This window comes from Micromonospora sp. WMMD710 (assembly GCF_029626045.1).
In the GTDB taxonomy this organism is placed as follows: Bacteria; Actinomycetota; Actinomycetes; order Mycobacteriales; family Micromonosporaceae; genus Micromonospora.
In genome coordinates, this window is record NZ_JARUBD010000001.1 from 2570149 (window position 1) to 2588038 (window position 17890).

The 17890-nt window shown below is 70.3% G+C and carries 17 protein-coding genes, 1 tRNA gene and 1 pseudogene; 5 read left to right on the forward strand and 14 right to left on the reverse strand.

Annotation, left to right across the window (positions count from 1 at the left end; all coding sequences use genetic code 11):
* Positions 1 to 80 precede the first annotated feature (80 nt).
* Entirely contained in the window at positions 81 to 215 is a 135-nt protein-coding gene (locus O7620_RS11785) for a hypothetical protein (protein WP_255473660.1), read from the forward strand.
* A gap of 195 nt (positions 216 to 410) precedes the next feature.
* On the opposite strand, the gene O7620_RS11790 is transcribed toward O7620_RS11785, so the two are convergent.
* The 4 genes and pseudogenes from O7620_RS11790 to O7620_RS11805 all read right to left on the reverse strand — a co-directional run.
* Complete coding sequence (locus O7620_RS11790; RefSeq protein WP_151488985.1) at positions 411 to 638, reverse strand: ferredoxin; 228 nt, start codon at positions 636 to 638, stop codon at positions 411 to 413.
* Complete coding sequence (locus O7620_RS11795) at positions 635 to 1864, reverse strand: cytochrome P450 (protein ID WP_278123073.1); 1230 nt, start codon at positions 1862 to 1864, stop codon at positions 635 to 637. Before O7620_RS11795 ends, O7620_RS11790 begins: the two co-directional genes overlap by 4 nt.
* Before the next feature lie 238 nt (positions 1865 to 2102).
* Entirely contained in the window at positions 2103 to 2576 is a 474-nt protein-coding gene (locus O7620_RS11800) for a PhzF family phenazine biosynthesis protein (RefSeq protein ID WP_278126964.1), read from the reverse strand.
* An 85-nt stretch (positions 2577 to 2661) separates the two neighbouring features.
* A pseudogene (locus tag O7620_RS11805) lies at positions 2662 to 2760 on the reverse strand (TetR/AcrR family transcriptional regulator); the annotation flags it as partial.
* 94 nt (positions 2761 to 2854) lie between these two features.
* On the opposite strand from O7620_RS11805, the gene O7620_RS11810 reads away from it, so the two are divergent.
* The 3 genes from O7620_RS11810 (at position 2855) to zwf (ending at position 6770) form a co-directional block, all read left to right on the forward strand.
* Positions 2855 to 3715 (forward strand): oxygenase MpaB family protein, encoded by an 861-nt coding sequence (locus tag O7620_RS11810; protein ID WP_278123074.1) that lies wholly within the window; start codon positions 2855 to 2857, stop codon positions 3713 to 3715.
* Between the two features lie 114 nt (positions 3716 to 3829).
* The gene (locus O7620_RS11815; RefSeq protein ID WP_278123075.1) at positions 3830 to 4978 is read left to right on the forward strand and encodes a toprim domain-containing protein; all 1149 of its coding nucleotides are present in this window, start codon (positions 3830 to 3832) and stop codon (positions 4976 to 4978) included.
* A gap of 298 nt (positions 4979 to 5276) precedes the next feature.
* On the forward strand, positions 5277 to 6770 hold the full coding sequence (gene zwf / locus O7620_RS11820; RefSeq protein WP_278123076.1) for a glucose-6-phosphate dehydrogenase: 1494 nt from the start codon (positions 5277 to 5279) through the stop codon (positions 6768 to 6770).
* Between the two features lie 76 nt (positions 6771 to 6846).
* Here the strand turns inward: zwf and O7620_RS11825 are convergent, their stop codons facing one another.
* The gene (locus O7620_RS11825; RefSeq protein ID WP_278123077.1) at positions 6847 to 8043 is read right to left on the reverse strand and encodes a DUF418 domain-containing protein; all 1197 of its coding nucleotides are present in this window, start codon (positions 8041 to 8043) and stop codon (positions 6847 to 6849) included.
* Between the two features lie 110 nt (positions 8044 to 8153).
* Here O7620_RS11825 and O7620_RS11830 point away from each other — a divergent pair, with 110 nt between their 5' ends.
* A complete protein-coding gene (locus O7620_RS11830; protein WP_278123078.1) occupies positions 8154 to 8921 on the forward strand; it encodes a TetR/AcrR family transcriptional regulator in 768 nt (255 codons plus the stop codon).
* A 337-nt stretch (positions 8922 to 9258) separates the two neighbouring features.
* Here the strand turns inward: O7620_RS11830 and O7620_RS11835 are convergent, their stop codons facing one another.
* The 9 genes from O7620_RS11835 to O7620_RS11875 form a co-directional block, all read right to left on the reverse strand.
* On the reverse strand, positions 9259 to 9894 hold the full coding sequence (locus O7620_RS11835; RefSeq protein WP_278123079.1) for a hypothetical protein: 636 nt from the start codon (positions 9892 to 9894) through the stop codon (positions 9259 to 9261).
* A 790-nt stretch (positions 9895 to 10684) separates the two neighbouring features.
* A tRNA-Pro gene (locus O7620_RS11840) sits at positions 10685 to 10758 on the reverse strand.
* Positions 10759 to 10951: 193 nt separating this feature from the next.
* Positions 10952 to 12358 (reverse strand): ribosome biogenesis GTPase Der, encoded by a 1407-nt coding sequence (der, locus tag O7620_RS11845; RefSeq protein ID WP_151493116.1) that lies wholly within the window; start codon positions 12356 to 12358, stop codon positions 10952 to 10954.
* Positions 12355 to 13035 carry a (d)CMP kinase gene (gene cmk, locus O7620_RS11850; protein ID WP_278126965.1) on the reverse strand — a complete coding sequence of 227 codons (681 nt, stop codon included), beginning with the start codon at positions 13033 to 13035 and terminating at the stop codon, positions 12355 to 12357. Before cmk ends, der begins: the two co-directional genes overlap by 4 nt.
* 193 nt (positions 13036 to 13228) lie before the next feature.
* On the reverse strand, positions 13229 to 13999 hold the full coding sequence (locus tag O7620_RS11855) for a pseudouridine synthase (protein WP_151493117.1): 771 nt from the start codon (positions 13997 to 13999) through the stop codon (positions 13229 to 13231).
* Positions 13986 to 14807, reverse strand: a complete 822-nt coding sequence (scpB, locus tag O7620_RS11860; RefSeq protein WP_278123080.1) for an SMC-Scp complex subunit ScpB — start codon at positions 14805 to 14807, stop codon at positions 13986 to 13988. The genes O7620_RS11855 and scpB overlap by 14 nt, the downstream gene beginning before the upstream one ends.
* Entirely contained in the window at positions 14800 to 15738 is a 939-nt protein-coding gene (locus tag O7620_RS11865; protein WP_278123081.1) for a segregation/condensation protein A, read from the reverse strand. The genes scpB and O7620_RS11865 overlap by 8 nt, the downstream gene beginning before the upstream one ends.
* 41 nt (positions 15739 to 15779) lie before the next feature.
* Positions 15780 to 16703: a ParA family protein gene (locus tag O7620_RS11870; RefSeq protein ID WP_088990243.1), complete on the reverse strand. Its 924-nt coding sequence runs from the start codon at positions 16701 to 16703 to the stop codon at positions 15780 to 15782.
* A gap of 183 nt (positions 16704 to 16886) precedes the next feature.
* Entirely contained in the window at positions 16887 to 17879 is a 993-nt protein-coding gene (locus O7620_RS11875; RefSeq protein WP_278126967.1) for a site-specific tyrosine recombinase XerD, read from the reverse strand.
* Positions 17880 to 17890 lie beyond the last annotated feature (11 nt).

A 17890-nucleotide genomic window follows, 5' to 3' on the forward strand; every position in this document is an offset into this window, starting at 1 on the left:
CGGGCCTTCCGTCACCTGCACGCCGCGATCAGGCGAGTACCACGCTGCACGTTCACCGACCTGTTCCAGGAGGTTCGATCATGTCCAAGGACTCGACGACCAAGGCGAACGTCAAGAAGAAGGGTAAGACGATCAAGGAGAAGCAGACTGCGAAGCGCCTGAAGCGCGACGAGCAGAACGGGCACTCCTCAAACATCGTGCCTACCGGGCGCTGACGGTACGAGGTCTTCCCGGACGAAGGCCAATGCCTGCTCCGCCGCGACAACCAGGCCAAGGCCTTCACGGACGCCGGCGAGTTCCTGATCCAGCATCTCGGCGACTGACACCGGACCGTGCGCCGGCGGCCGGGCGCGGTGTCGGTCACTCCTTCGGCACTGGGCCGTGCGCAGACGGCCGCGCTGCGTGTCGGGTCACTCCTCCGGGGCGATCAGCCGGTCGTCGGCGGCGTCGCGGACCGTGATCGCTTCCACCGGGCAGGAGTCGGCGGCGTCGATGATGACCTCGGCCGGGGCGACGACGTCGGCCAGCGGCGCGGACAGGCCGTCGACCAGGCGGAAGTGCTCGGGCGCGGTACCGGCGCAGATGCTCGTGCCGATGCAGCGGCGCGAGTCCACCCCGATCCGCCAGGCGGTACTCACCAGGCCACCGGCATGCCGAGCAGACCCCGCACCAACATGCCGCGCTTCCACTGCAGCTCGGCCTCCGGCACGGCGAGCCGCAGTCCGGGCAGGCGAGTCACGAGGGTGGCGACGGCGACCTGCAACTCCATCCGGGCCAGTTGCGCGCCGACACAGTGGTGGACGCCGTGCCCGAAGCCCAGGTGCGGGTTCTGCTCGCGGCCGAGATCCAGCCGGTCCGGGTCGGCGAAGACGGTACCGTCCCGATTCGCCGACGACAGGGAGCCCAGAACCGGCTCACCTGCCCGGACCAGCACCCCGCCGACCTCGACGTCCTCCTTGGCGTACCGGGCGAAGGAGGAGCCGACGCCGAGCGGCACGTACCGCAACAGTTCCTCGACGGCGGCCGGCACCAGCGACGGGTCGGCCCGCAGCCGTGCGAGCTGGTCCGGATTGTTCAGCAGGACGTAGACGAAGTTGGGGATCTGGGTCACCGTGGTCTCGTGGCCGGCCGCGAGCAGCCCTGCGGCCAACTCCACCAACTCGGTCTCGCTGAGCCGATCCTGATTCTCGTCGCGGGCCCGCACCAACGCGCCGAGCAGGTCGTCGATACCCGGCTCGCGGCGGCGCTCGGCGACCAGATCACCGATGTAGCCCCAGAGATTGTTCAGGTACTCCTGGATCGTTTCCGGCGGCAGCGAGGTGGTCGAGACGATCGCCTCGGACCAGAGGTGGAAGCGGTCGCGGTCGGCGTACGGGACTCCGAGCAGCTCGCAGATCACCTGGATCGGCAGCGGCGTGGCAACGTGCTCCACCAGGTCGGCCGGAGGACCGATCCGGACCATGTCGTCGACCAGTGCGTCGGCGATCTCCTGGGCTCGGGGTCGCAGCGCCCCCACCCGCCGTGCCGTGAACGCCTTCGCCACCAGCCGGCGCAGCCGGGTGTGATCGGGCGGGTCCATGGTCAGCATGCCGCTGTACTGCTGGCGCGGGGTGAGCCTGGGCTCGTCGCGCTGGACGGCCGGGGCGCGGCCGAACCGCACGTCGCCGAGGACCGTGCGGACGTCCTCGTACCGGGTGGCGAGCCACGCCTCCTCGCCGTAGGGGAGCTTCACCCGGGTCATCGGCTCGTTCTCGCGCAGCTCGCCATAGGTCGGATCGACGACGAGGCGGTCGGGCACACTGAACGGGTACGGCCGCGCGGGCGGAACGACTCGGCTGTCGGCGGTCTGCGCGCTCTCCGTCATCCGGATTCCCTTCGTCGAGACGGCGTGATCCTCAGGCCGGCACCACGGTCGCTACGGTGCCGGATTGCCAGCGGCCAGGGCTTGCGAAGAGTCACGCATCAACGCTCAGTGATATTCCGATATCGGATCGTAGCGAGAGACGTCGATGATCGCCATGGAGGCGGGCCCGTTGCCGAGCTTCGGCAAGATGGTCTGGCGCTGGCCGCGGAATCGACGTGGGAGGACGGCAGCAGGTGACCTACGACGCTTCCCCGCCTGCCGTGCCGTCGGGACCGGATCGGATGGTCGCCATCCCGCCAACCCTGGCGGAGATGCCTTCCGGGGTGGCGGAGGCGGTGGCGAAGACCGACGAGGGGCGGCCGGCGGTGTGTCCTTGCTCGACGTCGATCCTGCTCTGGCCGCGGCTCGCGAACAGGTGCGCGGCGAGGCATCCCGTGCTGTTGGCGTTGACGACGTCCTCGTCGACGCCGATCGCTGGTGCGAACATGCGCGCGGTCGCTGCGCCGCCGATCGGGCCGAGGTGGTAGACGAAGCAGCCGAGATAGCCGAGACGGCGGCATTCGGCTGCGAGTCGACGTAGGTCGGGCCGCATGGCGAGCAGGTTCGGCAGCGATCTGACCGGTACGAGCAGGCGTGGTGTTCCCGGTGAGGCGACACACGGGACGTCGTCGGTGGCCAGGTCGTGCGGGCTGACGCCGAGGGCGGCGAGGATGCCGCCGAGTCCTGCGGTCGAGCACCACTGCCTCGATGAGCGACTCCTTGGTCGGGAAGTGCCGGTACACGGTGCCGGCGCCGACGCCCGCGCGGCGGGCGATCTCGTCGATGGGTACGCCGAGACCCTCGGCGGCCAGGATCTCGTAGGCGGCATCCAGGACGCTCTGGCGATTGCAACGCACTGATCCATTACTGCGACCCCGGCGGCCTGCTGGTCGCGTGGTTTCATGGTTGTCCCGACGGGGCCTCGCACCCCACGACTGGAGACGCCCGCCGATGAGAGGCCGCCACCGGAACCTGACCCGGACCCGAACGTTGGACCCGGAGCGCGACTACCTGGACATCTACCAGACCATGCTGCGCTACGAGTTCCCGTGGGACATGAAGCTCGGGCTCAACCTCGCCTTCAACCGGTCCTTCTCCATCCCCGCCATCGCCGCGGTGCACACGGCCACCGGCGAGCTGACCGACCGCACCCAGAAGCGCATCGACGACACCGGCCTCCTGATGTACGAGATGGTGCTCAACGGCTTCGACCAGCCCCGGGGCCGCGACGCGTTGCGGCGCGTCAACCAGATCCACCGCCCATTCGACATCAGCAACGACGACTTCCTCTACGTCCTCAGCTGCCTGGTGGTCATCCCGACGCGGTGGTTGCAGGAGTACGGCTGGCGCCCGCCCTGCTGCCACGAACGTCACGCCACGTACCTGTTCTACCGAGAGCTGGGCCGGAGGATGGGCATCACGGACATCCTCGGGTCGTACGACGAATTCGAGACCTGGTTCGACGCCTACGACGCGGCCCACCTGCGGCCCAACGAGGACGCGGCGGCCATCGAGCGGGCCACCCGGATGCTGATGCTCACCCGGATCCCCGGGCTGCTCGCACCGCTGGGGAACGCGCTGGTCAGCGCCATGTACGACACGCCGCTGCGGCGCGCGATGCGGGTCGACACGCCGGCGTGGCCGGTTCGGGCTGGCCTGCACCTGGTGCTGAAGACGCGCTCGCGGCTGCAGCGGTGCTTCGGAGCGCCACGGACGACGGCGTTGTTCACCGACGGGATCACCACCAAGAGCTACCCCGACGGGTACGAGATCAGCCAACTCGGTCCGCAGCACGGCCGCGTGCAGAAGTAGCACGCCAGGGCTGCTGGGCTCCGCCGTCGCGCGATCGACAGTCCACCGTGGATCGGGACGGTCACCTGGCGGGGGCGGGCGGGCTGGAGCTAGCGTGGACATCGGAGGTAGGCGATGGGCGCACCTCGGCTCAACCAACCGACGTTCCCGGTACGCGGCACCGGGCTCGAGCCCGCGCGGCTGCTGGCAGCCGCCGAGGCCGCGGTGACGTACTACCGTGCCCAGCTCGAACACGCGGGCGGTCCCCGCGCCTACCTCGCCGGACGCGGCCTCGGTGTTGTTGTTCAGCGGGAGTGGCCCTGGCGGGTTGGGTACGCCCCACCAGAGTGGAGTTCCCTGACGCGCCACCTGATCGCCACCGGTTTCACGGCGGAGGAGTTGGTCGGTGCGGGCTTGTCGACGCACAGCCGGCGGCATCCGGATCGACTGATCGACATGTTCCGGGACCGGATCATGTTCCCGGTGCGCGACGAGGTCGGACATGCGGTGGCGTTCCTCGGTCGCGCGGGCCCTGGCTCCGCGAACGGTGTGCCGAAGTACATCAACAGCCCGGACACCGCGATCTACACCAAGGGGCGACTGTTGTTCGGTGTCGCGGAGCAGCAGGAGCGCCTCGACGCACGGTGGGTGCCGGTCCTTGTCGAGGGGCCCGCTGACGTTCTTGCGGTGTGGCTGTCGTACTCCCGGTCGGGCCGCTCCGGCGCGGTCGCCCTCGCGCCCTGCGGCACTGCGCTGACCGACACCCAAGCCGCGATCCTACGGGAGCTACCCGGCGCCGGGCGGGGCGTCGTGGCGGCATTCGATGGCGACCCGGCCGGCCGTAAGGCGGTGGACCGCGCCTGGCAGCTACTCCGGCAGCAACGCATGCCCGGCCCGCTGCGCGCGGCCGAGTTCAGCGCCGGCGCTGACCCCGCCGACCTGCTGCGGCGGCCGGACGGTCGGGCTCAGCTACGGGCCGCGCTGCAGCGGCGGGCGGTGCCCATGCTCGATGCGGTGGTCGACCACCGCCTCGCCCGGCTCGTCAACCGGCACCCTCGGCTGCTGGAGGACATTGGCGGCAGGTGCGCAGCGGTGCGCGCCCTGGTGCCGCTGCTGTTCGAGGCGACGAGCCCCGACGAGGCGGTCCGGGTCGGCCGGCGCATCGTCGCCCACACAGGCACCGGCGTCGACACCGTCGTGATCGCCGCGCTCGAACACATGGAGGACGCGATACGACATGTCCCGCCCGGCACCGACGCAAGCGCGGGGCCCGAGACGGCATGACGAGCAGACCCGCAGAGATTCGGTCCCGTCCAGCCGCGATGAGAACGACGCCGAATACGACAACGCCCTCATCGCCCAGGCGACCGGGGTCGCGGTTGCCAGGCTGTGACGCGGTGGCACTGCCCGCACCGAGTCGCCACCTGGTCGCCCACCCATCAGCCCGGCATGCGACGCTCAAGTTCGGCGACCGACGGGCCCACGCCGCGTGGCCCCCGGTCACCACCGCCACAGCCGCACGATTCCTGGCATGACAGCACGTCACCCCCACCCCCTCTTTGTGCCCGGAGGAACGCAGACCATGGACCACGCGTCTCAGCTCATCCAGGAGCGGAGTGCCCCGCCGGCCACGCTGGTGATCTTCGGTGCCTCCGGTGACCTGACCCGGCGTAAGCTGCTGCCCGCAGTCGAGAGCCTGGCTCGGCATGAGCGGCTGCCGGACCAGTTCGCGCTGGTCGGCGTCGCGCGCACGCCGATGACCGACGAGCAGTTCGCCGAGAGCGCCCTCGGCGAACGCACCCTCGCCAGTAAGCGCCAACTCCAGGGCGGCGTGCGATACGTGGCCGGCGGCTACGACGACCCGGAGACCTACAAGCGGCTCGTGGAGACCCTCGACGAGCTGGACGCACGGCGGGGCACGTCCGGCAATCGGCTCTTCTATTTGTCCACCCCGGCCGGAGCCTTCGAGCCGGTGATCAACGGACTGGCCGGTGTCGGGCTCAACCAACCACGCGACGGCTCCTTCTCCCGCCTGGTCATCGAGAAGCCGTACGGACGCGACCTGGTCACGGCCCGCGAGCTCGACGGCGTCGTGCACAGCGCGTTCGACGAGCACCAGGTCTTTCGTATCGATCACTACCTGGGCAAGGACACCGTCCAGAACGTGCTGGCGCTGCGCTTCGCCAACTCGATCTTCCAGCCCATCTGGGATCGCTCGTGGGTCGACCACGTGCAGATCACCGTCGCCGAGACCCTCGGCGTCGGCAGCCGCGGCGGCTTCTACGAGGATGCCGGGGCGATGCGGGACATCGTGCAGAACCATGTGCTCCAGGTCCTCGCGCTGGCACTGATGGAGCCACCGGCCTCGTTCGAGGCTGAGGGCCTGCGCAACGAGAAGGTGAAGTTGCTGCAGGCGATCCGGCTCCCCACCGACCGGGACATCGCCGAGGCCGCGGTCCGGGGACAGTACACCCGGGGCGGTACCCGCGAGGAGCTGATGGCCGGCTACCGCGAGGAGCCCGGCGTCGACCCCCTGTCGCGCACCGAGACCTACGCCGCTATGCGGCTCAACGTGGACAACTGGCGCTGGGCCGGAGTGCCGTTCTACGTACGCACCGGCAAGCGCCTCCCGGCCCGGCTCACCGAGGTGGCACTACAGTTCCAGCGGCCGCCGCACCTGCCGATCCCGACCGATCAGCTCACCGGCCTCGATGCTGACGCGCTGATCCTGCGGATCCAGCCCAACGAGGGCATCTCGCTGCGCTTCGGTGCCAAAGTGCCGGGCCACTCCTTCCGAGTCCGCACCGCCACGATGGAGTTCTCCTACGACCAGACGTTCGTCGAGGAGTCCCCGGAGGCGTACGAGCGTCTGCTCCTGGACGCGCTGATCGGTGACGCGTCGCTGTTCATCCGCAGCGACGAGGTGCAGCAGTGCTGGCGGATCGTCGACCCGATCATCGACAACTGGGCGAAGGACAACTCGCCGATCCCCACCTACGAGGCCGCCTCCTGGGGCCCCACCGACGCCGACCGGCTCATCGGCCGGCACGGCCGCACCTGGCGCAACTCCGCGTGACCCTGCCGGTGCCCGGAAACCGCCGGCCGTCCGCCACGGCCTGGCCGTAACCGCGGCGGACATCCTGGAGGGGAGGTCACACTCGCATGTGTCGCCCCTTCGGCAGGGGCCGCCCGTCCGGGGGCGCCACGAGCGTCGGGCGCTGACCGATGGTGAGCCACCGTAGCGCCCATTCCAGCGGTCCGTATCGCAGCCGGCGTAGCCAGAGCGCGCTCAACACCAGCTGCCCGGTGAAGGCCGCCGCGACGAAGGCGAACAGCTCCAGTGGCGAGAGCGAGCCGGCCAGCCCGAACCCGATGCCGGAGAAGGCGATCAGGCCGATCAGGGACTGGCCGATGTAGTTGCTCAGCGACATCCGGCCAGCGGGGGCGAGCGCGGACCTGATGAGGCTCGTCCGGCGGCTGTGCATGAGTCGCAGCAGCGTTGCCACGTACGCCGCGGTGAGCAGTGGGGCAGTCGCCACGCTGGCGGCGACGCCGAGGGAGTTGTCGTTGCCGCCGGCTGTGGTGTAGACGAGGGCGCCGAGTAGGCCGATCGGAAAGCCGATTCGCTGGAGGCGGCGGAGGACAGGTTCGCTGCCGGTGATCCGGGCAAGCCATTGCCGGCGGCCGGCGACCATGCCGAGCAGGAACAGCGCCAGGGCGGTCGGGCCCTGCAGGGTGACCGCCTGCAAGATCAGCAGCGGCAGGCCGGCCAGGTGCTCGCCGATGTTCGAGGCCCAGCCGCCGAGAAGCGCCCTGGTGGCCGCCTCGCCGTTGACCAGCGCCTGCGCCTCGCTGGGAAAATACGCCGTCCGGTCGATCAGGAACGCGCCAGCGACCAGACCGGCCAGCACGATCATATAGAGGCCGACGGCGACGCCGATCGCCGTACGGTCCCTGGTCTTCCTGAGCAGCAGCAGGCCGACGCAGGCCACCGCGTACGTCATAAGGACGTCGCCGCCGTAGAGCAGAACCGTATGGAGCGCGCCGATGATGAACAAGCCGCCGATCCGGCGCAGCATGCGGGCCGTGAAGGATGCGCCGGCCCGGCCGGCCGCGGCCATTTGCAGCGTGAAGCTGTAGCCGAAGAGGAACGAGAACAGCACATAGAACTTCATGTCGATGAACACTGAGGACAGCGCGCGGACCAGGTCGTCCAGAGCCGAGCTGAAGCGGGGATCGGTCACCAGATTTCCGGGAAAGCCCGACGCCATGAAGGTGACGTTGACCGCGAAGATGCCGAGAAGTGCGAAGCCTCGAACAGCGTCCACGTCCAGGACACGTCTTGTCATACCCGTACCTCCAAAAACTCTGTATCGCGTACACTGTATGCAATACAGAGTTTCTGGTCGGAGCGTTGAGGACAAGACCGGGCGGCCGACTTAGGGGAAAGGTCAGGGACGTGGAACGCAGGCTCCCACCCGTCGTGGCCCGGTTGTGGGGGCGCGAGATCCCCTCCAGGCGTGGCCCCCGACCCGGCCTCGAGCTGGACACCGTTGTCGGTGCCGCGGTGCGGCTGGCCGACCGTGACGGCCTGGAGGGTGTGACGATGAGCAGTCTCGCCTCGGAGCTCGGGGTGGCGACCATGTCGCTGTACCGCTACGTCGGCAGCAAAGAGGAACTGCTCGTCGTGATGGCCGACGCGGCGACCCCCGAGCCGCCCCCGATCAACGGCCGGGCCTGGCGGCCCTACCTGACCGGGTGGACGAGGGCCAACCGCGACTTCCTCCTCCAGCGGCCCTGGCTGCTGACGCTCGGCCAGCACGCCCCGCCGCTCGGCCCGCGCACGCTGCGCTGGCTCGACCGGGCCCTCGCCGCGCTCGAGAGCACCGGCCTCAGCCACGCCGAGGGCATCAACATCACCACAACCCTGACCGGGTACGCCTCGCGTCAGGCGGCCCTGACCCACGCGATGACCGCGACCACCGGCACCGTGAGCGAGGAGGTCGGCGGGCTGGTCGAGTACGGCGAGATCCTCGGCGCTGTGCTCGACCCCGCCGAGTTCCCGGCGCTCGCCGACGCCGTTCGGGCCAACGCCTTCGGCGCGGCCGAGGTCTGGATCGACGACGCCGACTTCACCTTCGGCCTCCGCCTGCTGCTCGACGGCATCGAAGCGCTCATAGCCCGCAAGGCTGACGATCGGCCGACGTCGACCGCCGCAAACCCGTGAGATCCCCCAAGCTGCACCCCGTCCGAACGGCTGGGGTGGCACTCCGTGAGCCGGCGGAAGGGCCGGGGCTGACGCGGGTGCCGCTGGAGGTCACCAGGCGTCGGCTGGCGTGACCAACGAGCGGTTGGGCGAATACGCCGAGGATGAGCTTCTGGATCGAGCACGAAGCCAATCGGTATGTCCAGCTGTGGGATCTGGCGCGCTCGGCAGGGGGCAATGATCGTGGTTGTACTTGATCGCCCAGTCGGCCCCGAATCGGAGGGACCACGCCGCGTTGGTCTTGGTCTCGTCGTCCGGCTAGTCAGCCATGGCGGCCAGCGCGGCCTCCACGCGCTGGTCAAACCGATGCAGGACGGCTTAATTTGGGCAGACCCGGAATTCTCTGGGTGTCAAGATCGATGTGCCGGAACGCGACACCGAGCAGTTCCGCGCCGGTGAAGTCGTTGTCGCTGAAGGCGTTGCGGTCTCGACCGAGCGCCGCGTTGCGCTCGGTGGTCGTACCCCAGAAGTTGACGTCCTGGATCTTGCCGCGGAAGACGCATCCGACGAACTGTGCATTGTGTGTTGAGGTCAAGTCGCGCAGGCGAGCGCTGTCGAACACGCAGCGCTCGAATCGGACGTTGCCGAAGTAGGCCTCCGGAGGGATGCGGGTGCGAGCGAAGAGGCACTCCCGGAACACCGTCTCCGGCCAGCTCAGCTCGTCCCACCGCTCGGGGCCATAGCCGGTAGCGCCGAACAAGACGTCGTCGAACGCGGTCCGGGAAAAGTCGCACCGCTCGAACACCGAGTCATGCGCTAGGAAGCTGGAAAACTTCAGCCCGGAGAAGTCGACACCAACCATCCGCGCCTGAGCGAACCTGACATCGAGGTTGCCATCCGCTACCCCGAAACGCCCGCCGTTCAACTCGCCCCGGGCCAGCCAGTACCGGCGCAGACCCATCTGCGTCGCCTCGATTTCAAACGCTCCGCTCACGCCACACCGTCTCGCAACCACCTGGGGGCGAGACCATACCGCCATGACGACAGTCTGCCTTTACGGGGCCCCACGAACACACTCAACACGACAGATCCGCGCCGTAGTGCCGGGGCATGTCCTCCGAGGTCCCGCCGAACTGCAGCATCAGGTCACCGGTGTTCCCGCCGGCACGCTTCTACTCGCGGGCGAAGTTGTGCCGCCAGCGGTGGGCGTGCGCGTTCGCGACGCCAGCGGCGAGGCCCAGCCGCTTCAGGCGAATCTTGATGCCGTTGGCCGCCAGCCTCCGGCCGCCGCGCTCCGGTGTTGAAGTGCAGGCGAATAATTGCCTCGTGTCGGCTCCGCCTGAAAACTGGATCCAACCTTCAGCCGGCGTTGACACGCGCAGGCCGTGTGGTCCCACTTGGCCCCCGGGACGCTGGCAGCTTAGAAATTGCACAAGATCGGTTTCAGGGCATGGCGTTTCGCATCGGGTGCTTACGTCAGTGGCGCCCGCGTCTTCTACGAGCGCCTCGGCTTCACTGCTTCGGAGGCTGCGGATCCGGGTCCGGAAGGTGGATCTCGACAGGTCTACCGTCTGACTCTGCCCTGATTCACGACAGGCCGGCCGGCGCGGCCCGCTTGCGGGCCGCCTCGATCCAGAAAGCGAACGATTCGGCAGCCATCCCGGCTGGACACTTGAGACTTGACCGTCGGCTAAGCAGCGCCAGCCAGCTCCAACTTTAATGATCTTGGTCCCCAGAACGGCGAAAGGGCCGACCCGATATCCGGATCAGCCCTCTGACCTGCGTCGGGACGGCCGGATTCGAACCGACGACCCCTTGACCCCCAGTCAAGTGCGCTACCAAGCTGCGCCACGTCCCGCCCCCGCGAGGTTTCCCCCGCGACAGCCGGTACAGCTTAGCGCAGCACCCTCGTCCTGGTCGCACTGGCCCCACCCGTGCCGTGGCGACCGTGAACCACCGCACAACCCCTAGAGCGTCCTAGGAGGGTGGGGTAGTGACGAGCCGGATGGGCCAGGGACGGCCCATCCGGCTCGTCGGTCGGTACGGGTGGGTCAGCCGTGCGCTTTGCCTCGGCCACCGGGGCCGAGCTTCTTGCGCGGGCGGACGGAGATCTCGATGGGGCTGCCCTCGTACCCGAATTCCTCGCGGAGCTTGCGCTCGACGAAGCGCTGGTAGCCGGCATCCAGCGGCCCGGTGGTGAAGAGCACGAACCGCGGCGGCGCCACCCCGGCCTGGGTGGCGAACAGGATCCGCGGCGCACGCCCACCGCGCACCGGGTGCGGGGTGGCCTGTACGAGCGCGGTGAGCCACTGGTTGAGCTGCGCGGTCGGCACCCGGGTTTCCCAACTGGCCAGGGCCTTGTTGAGGGCCGGGGCCAGCTTGTCCACCGCGCGGCCGGTCATGGCCGACAGGTTGAGCCGGATCGCCCAGGGGATGCGGCGCAACTCCCGGTCGATCTCCTTGTCGAGGTAGTAGCGGCGGTCCGCGTCGACCAGGTCCCACTTGTTGAACGCGATGACCAGCGCACGTCCGGCCTCGGTCACCATGGTCAGGATCCGCTGGTCCTGCTCGCTGATCGGCTCGCTGGCGTCCAGCAGCACCACGGCCACCTCGGCGGCCTCGATGGCGCCGGCGGTGCGCAGGCTGGCGTAGTACTCGGTGCCGCTGGCCTTGCCGACCCGCTTGCGCAGGCCGGCCGTGTCCACCAGTTGCCAGGTCTGGCCGCCGATCTCGACGAGGCTGTCGACCGGGTCCACTGTGGTGCCGGCAACCGAGTCGACGACTGCCCGCTCCTCACCGGAGAACCGGTTGAGCAGGCTGGACTTGCCCACGTTCGGCCGGCCGACCAGCGCCACCCGGCGGGGCCCGCGTGGCCGGTTCTCCACGATCGCCGGGGCTTCCGGCAGCGCCGCGAGGATGGCGTCCAGCAGGTCGCCGGAGCCCCGCCCGTGCAGGGCGGACACCGGGAACGGCTCGCCGAGGCCGAGCGACCACAGCGAGGTGGCCTCCATCTCGATGGAGGTGTTGTCGGCCTTGTTCGCCACCAGAATCACCGGTTTGGCGCTGCGCCGCAGCATCTTCACCGCGGCCTCGTCGACGTCGGTGGAGCCGACCATCGAGTCGACCACGAAGAGCACCACGTCGGCGGTGAGCACCGCCGTCTCGGCCTGCGCCGCGATGGCCGCGGCCCGGTCCTTCGCGTCCGGTTCCCAACCGCCGGTGTCCACCACGGTGAACGACCGGCCGTTCCACTGCGCGTCGTACGGCACCCGGTCCCGGGTCACCCCGGGGACGTCCTCGACGACCGCCTGCCGGCGACCGATGATCCGGTTGACCAGTGTGGACTTGCCGACGTTGGGGCGGCCGACCACGGCCACCACCGGCTGCGGGCCGCTGGGTTCCTCGACGGCGAGGTCAGGCTCACGCAGCTCGACCCACCCACCGCCATCGCTACTCATGCCACTCCCCGCTCGGTGAGCAGGTCCCGCAGCCGCGCGACGACCTCGTCGATACCCAGCTCGGTGGTGTCCAGCACGACGGCGTCCGGCGCCTGGGCCAACGGGTTGACCTTGCGGGTCGAGTCGAGCCGGTCCCGACGGGCCAGGTCCGCGGCCGTGGCCGCCACGTCGGCGGCGTCCTCGGCACTGCGCCGGGCCGCGCGGGCCGCCTCGGAGGCGGTCAGGAAGACCTTCAGGTCGGCGTCCGGCGCGACGACCGAGCCGATGTCGCGGCCCTCGACGACCATCCGACCGGCGTTGGCGATCATCTCGCGCTGCCGGGCGACCAGCAGCTCGCGGACGGCCGGCACGGCGGCGACGGCGGAGACCGCACCGGTCACCTCGGGACCACGGATGTCCGCGTCCACGCTCACGCCGTCGGCGGTCACCGCGTACCCCTGCGGGTCGGTGCCGATGCGCAGGTCCACCTCGCCGGCGACCTTCGCCACCGACGCGGCGTCGGTGAGGTCCACGCCGGAGCGCAGAACGGCCCACGTGATCGCCCGGTACATCGCCCCGGTGTCCAGGTAGCGCGCACCGATGCTCGCGGCGAGCCGCCGCGAGACGGTGGACTTACCCGAACCGGACGGCCCATCCACAGCGACCACACATCGCCCGGCCCGTACGTTTTCCTCCACCGTGTCCTCCTCAGCCCGTACCTCACGGATCGCCCGGTGCTGGCGCCGCAAGCGGTTGTCCATCGTCATCAATCATGCCCGGGGTCCGTGGCGGACCCGCGCGCGCCGCCACCGGAGGCGACCCACGCCACCCCCACGGCCGCGCCTCGGCCGTTCCGGAGCCTACCGGCAGCCGTACCCCGAACCCGTGGGCTCAGTCACCCACCGCGTTGAACAGGGCGGCAACCTCGGCGTTGGTCAACCGCCGGATCCGCCCGGTGCGCAGTTCACCGAGCCGGATCGGCCCGATCGAGGTACGCACCAGCCGGGTCACCGGGTGTCCGACCTCCTCCATCAGCCGCCGGACGATGTGCTTGCGCCCCTCGTGCAGGCTCAGCTCCACCTGGGCGGTCTTGCCCAGGGTGTCCACCACCTTGAACGAGTCGACCTTGACCGGCCCGTCCTCCAGCTCGACGCCGGCCAGCAGCCGCTTGCTCAGGTTGCGCGGGATCGGCCCGACCACCTCGGCGAGGTAGGTCTTCAGCACCTCGTACGAGGGGTGCATGAGCTTGTGCGCGAGGGTGCCGTCGTTGGTGAGCAGCAGCAGGCCCTCGCTGTCCGCGTCGAGCCGCCCGACGTGGTAGACCCGCTGCTCCACCCGGTTGCCGATGAACTCGGCAAGCTCGTTGCGGCCCTTGTCGTCCGCCATCGAGGTAACCACCCCGCGTGGCTTGTTCATCGCCACGTAGACCAGGCGAATGTCGACCTGGAGGCGCTCCCCGTCCACGTGGATCACGGCGGTGCTCGGATCGACCTTGTCGCCGAGCTTGGCGACGCGCCCGTCCACGGTGACCCGGCGGCGGAAGATCAGGTCCTCGCAGGCGCGCCGGGAACCCACGCCGGCGGCGGCGAGCACCTTCTGCAGGCGTTCTGCCCCCTCGAAGACGGGAGCGTCGGGTTTCGGGGATCGGTTATCGGGTCGCATCAGCAAGCTCTTCTACGTCGTCGGGCAGGAAAGGGGCGAGCGGCGGCAGTTCGTCGACGGTGTTGAGCCCGAGCTTCTCCAGGAACAGCGTGGTCGTCCGGTAGAGGAACGCCCCGCTGTCCGTTTCGGTGCCGCACTCCTCGACCAGGCCGCGAGTCACCAGCGTACGGATGACCCCGTCGCAGTTCACACCCCGGATGGCTGAGATACGCGAACGCGTCACCGGCTGCTTGTACGCGACCACGGCGAGAGTCTCCAACGCCGCCTGGGTCAGCCGGACGGACTGCCCGTCCAACACGAACCGCTCGACGTACGTAGCGTATTCCGGCCGGGTGTACAGCCGCCAACCGCCGGCCGCCCGGCGCAGCTCGAACCCGTGCCCGGTGGCCGTGTAGCCGGCGGCAATCTCGTCGAGAATCGGCCCGATCCGCTCGGCCGGCTGCTCCAGCACCTGGGCCAGGACGAGCTCGCTGACCGGCTCGTCGACCACCAGCAGGATGGCCTCCAGCGCGCCGCGCAGCTCGGCGTCGGACGGCTCCGGCGCCGGCTCCGGCGCGGCCGTCACCCGCCGCCGCCCCCCAACCGACCGAGAGGGTACGTCCGCAGCGCGACCCGCCTCCCCCGTGTCCGCCTCCTTCTCGCCCGGCTCGGCAGCGTCAAGGTCCTCCGGAGCCGGCAAGTCGGGGACGTTCGGCGGGGCGGTGGGGGTGTTGTCGGGTTCCGGGGCCGGGGGGCGGGGGCGTTCCCACGGGGGGACCCAGGCTGCGGCCTGATCGGCCAGCGAGTCCGGGCGTTGCTCGTCACTCATCGCGTTCACTCTCCGTCGGTCCCGTCCCGTCCGGTCCACCGGGCTCCCCCACCGGCTCCGGCGCGACCGACACCGGCTCCGGGTCGGCCGGGGTGCCGGCGTACTCGTCGACGTGCAGTTCGGTGTCACCGTCGACCGGGCCGGTCCAGCGCACCGTCAGCTCCTCCAGGGCCTGCTCCTGCACGAAGGCGACCAGACCCTCCCGGTACAGCTCCAGCAGCGCCAGGAACCGGGCCACCACCTCGAGGGTGGCCTCGCAGTCGGCGCAGAGCAGCGAGAACGTGGCCGTACCGGCGCGGCGCAGCCGGGTGGCGAGGATCTCCGCGTGCTCCCGGACACTGACCCGGACCATGTGCACGTGGGCGACGGAGACCTCGGGTATCGGCTTCGGGGTCATCGCCCGCACGGCCAGCTTCAACAGCCGCTGCGGGCCGATGCCGAGGACCAGGTCGGGCAGCGCCTCGGCGTAGCGGGGTTCCAGGCTGACGGCCCGCGGATACCGGCGACCGCCGACCGACTCCAGCTCGGCGATGTGCGCCGCCGCCTCCTTGTACGCCTTGTACTGCAACAGCCGGGCGAAGAGCAGGTCCCGGGCCTCCAGCAGGGCGAGGTCCTCCTCGTCCTCCACGTCGGCGGCGGGCAGCAGCCGCGCGGCCTTCAGGTCCAGCAGGGTCGCGGCGATCAGCAGGAACTCGCTGGCCTCGTCGAGGTCCCAGTCGTCGCCCATGGCGCGGATGTAGGCGATGAACTCGTCGGTGACCGTGTGCAGGGCAACCTCGGTCACGTCCAGCTTGTGCTTGCCGATCAGTTGCAGCAGCAGGTCGAACGGGCCGGTGAAGTTGGCCAGCCGCACGGTGAACCCGGCGGAGGGAGCGCCGTCGACCACGGCTGGCGCAGCGGCCTCGGGCGGGTCGAGGGGTGGCGCGGTCACCGCACGACCGTAGACCACGAGACGGACACGGGGCGTTCCGGCTACCGCTCCGACTGGGCGGCGATCACCTCGCGGGCCAGCTGACGGTAGTTGCGTGCCCCGGAGGACGCCGGGTCCATCGTCGTGATCGGGGCACCGGCCACCGTGGACTCGGGGAACTTCACCGTCTTGGTGATGACCGTCTGGTAGACCTTGTCGCCGAACGCCTCCACCACCCGCTGCAGCACCTGGCGGCAGTGGGTGGTGCGGCTGTCGTACATGGTGGCGAGGATGCCTTCCAGCTCCAGGTCGAAGTTGAGTCGCTCGCGCACCTTGTCGATGGTGTCCAGCAGCAGCGCGACACCGCGCAGGCTGAAGAACTCGCACTCCAGCGGGATGAGCACACCGTGCGCGACGGTCAGCGCGTTGATCGCCAGCAGGCCCAGTGAGGGCTGGCAGTCGATCAGGATGTAGTCGTACTCCTTACGGACCGACCGCAGGACCCGGGCGAGGGCCATCTCCCGGGCGACCTCGTTGACGAGCTGGATCTCGGCGGCGGAGAGGTCGATGTTGGCCGGCAGCAGGTGCAGGCCCGCCACGTCGGTCTTGATGAGGACGTCCTCGGCGGTCACGTCGTCCTGCATGAGCAGGTTGTAGACGGACAGGTCGAGGTTGTGCGGGTTGACGCCCAGACCCACCGACAGCGCGCCCTGCGGGTCGAAGTCGACCAGCAGCACCTTGCGGCCGTACTCGGCCAGGGCGGCGCCCAGATTGATGGTGGTGGTGGTCTTTCCAACGCCACCCTTCTGGTTGGCCATCGCGATGATGCGCGCCGGGCCGTGCCGATCGGTGGGCATCGGCTCGGGGATGGGCTTGCGCATCGTGTAGGCCGCCGGATCCGCAGGACCGAGGTCCGCACCGAGCGTGGCCTGCTGCTCGCGGAGCTCCGACGTCCAGGTCTCGGCACGGTCACCGTTGCCAGCCATGTCCTCGTTGCCCCCTCCCGACGACCCACCCGGCGTCGGAGCCGTCCGACGTCCTTCGCGGCGCCGCTGCGCACCCCGGTCGTATCGCCCCAGGAGGTCCGCGCCGATGCCGACTGTACGCCACCGACCAGCAGGGGGTTCGGCACCGGCCCGGCGTGTCGGGACCGACCGCGACCGGCGGCCTCAGCCCCGGGCGCGCGGGTGGGCGGTGGCGTACACCTCGCGCAGCCGTTCGACGGTGACCAGGGTGTAGACCTGGGTGGTGGTCACCGAGGCGTGACCGAGCAGCTCCTGCACCACCCGCACGTCGGCGCCGCCGTCGAGCAGGTGCGTGGCGTACGAGTGGCGCAGGGTGTGCGGGGACACCGCCGCGGGTCCGTCGACCGGCAGACCGGCGGCGACGGCGGCCCGACGCAGGATGCCCCAGGCGCCCTGGCGCGACAGCGCCCCGCCGCGGGCGTTGAGGAACACCGCGGGGGTGCCCCTGCCCGCCGCGGCCAGCCCGGGCCGGGCCCGCACCAGGTAGGCGCGCACCGCCTCGACGGCGTACCCGCCGATCGGCACCAGCCGCATCCGGCCGCCCTTGCCGCGCAGCAGCACCGTGCCCTCGTCGACGTCCAGGTCGTCGACGGCGGCGCCGACCGCCTCGGAGATGCGCGCCCCGGTGCCGTACAGAAACTCCACCAGCGCCCGGTCGCGCAGCGCGAGCGGCACGTCGTCGCCGGTGGCGGTGACCGGGCCGGCGGTCTCCAGCAGCCGGATCACGTCATCGACTCCCAGGGCGCGGGGCAGCCGGCGCGGCGGGGTGGGCGGGCGGACGTCGCGGCTCGGGTCGACGCCGGTCAGCCCCTCGCGCAGCGCGAAGCGGTGCAGGCCGCGGACCGCGCTGGCGGCGCGGGCGGCGGACGAGACGGCGAGCGGCGGATGCTCGTCGTCGCCGGCTCGCAGCCGGGCCACGTGCGATTCGACGACGCCGGCGCCGACCGACGTGAGGTCGGCGACGCCGGCGTCGGCGAGGGTCGCGAGGTAGCGGTCCAGGTCGCGGCGGTACGAGGCGAGCGTGTTCGCGGACAGGCCACGCTCGACGGTGAGGTGGTCGAGGTAGGCCCGCACGGCACGGCGCAACGCCGGCGCGGACCGCTCGTCCGCGCCGGCGGAGGCCGGGGTGCCGGTCAGACCGCCACCGC

Excerpts from the sequence above, each read along its gene's own strand:
- O7620_RS11785 (WP_255473660.1), top strand. The coding sequence starts at position 81 with ATGTCCAAGGACTCGACGACCAAGGCGAACGTCAAGAAGAAGGGTAAG.
- O7620_RS11825 (WP_278123077.1), bottom strand. The coding sequence starts at position 8,043 with ATGACAAGACGTGTCCTGGACGTGGACGCTGTTCGAGGCTTCGCACTT.
- der (WP_151493116.1), bottom strand. The coding sequence starts at position 12,358 with ATGAGTAGCGATGGCGGTGGGTGGGTCGAGCTGCGTGAGCCTGACCTC.
- O7620_RS11795 (WP_278123073.1), bottom strand. The coding sequence starts at position 1,864 with ATGACGGAGAGCGCGCAGACCGCCGACAGCCGAGTCGTTCCGCCCGCG.
- O7620_RS11810 (WP_278123074.1), top strand. The coding sequence starts at position 2,855 with ATGAGAGGCCGCCACCGGAACCTGACCCGGACCCGAACGTTGGACCCG.
- scpB (WP_278123080.1), bottom strand. The coding sequence starts at position 14,807 with ATGAGTGACGAGCAACGCCCGGACTCGCTGGCCGATCAGGCCGCAGCC.
- O7620_RS11815 (WP_278123075.1), top strand. The coding sequence starts at position 3,830 with ATGGGCGCACCTCGGCTCAACCAACCGACGTTCCCGGTACGCGGCACC.
- O7620_RS11870 (WP_088990243.1), bottom strand. The coding sequence starts at position 16,703 with ATGGCTGGCAACGGTGACCGTGCCGAGACCTGGACGTCGGAGCTCCGC.
- O7620_RS11855 (WP_151493117.1), bottom strand. The coding sequence starts at position 13,999 with ATGCGACCCGATAACCGATCCCCGAAACCCGACGCTCCCGTCTTCGAG.
- zwf (WP_278123076.1), top strand. The coding sequence starts at position 5,277 with ATGGACCACGCGTCTCAGCTCATCCAGGAGCGGAGTGCCCCGCCGGCC.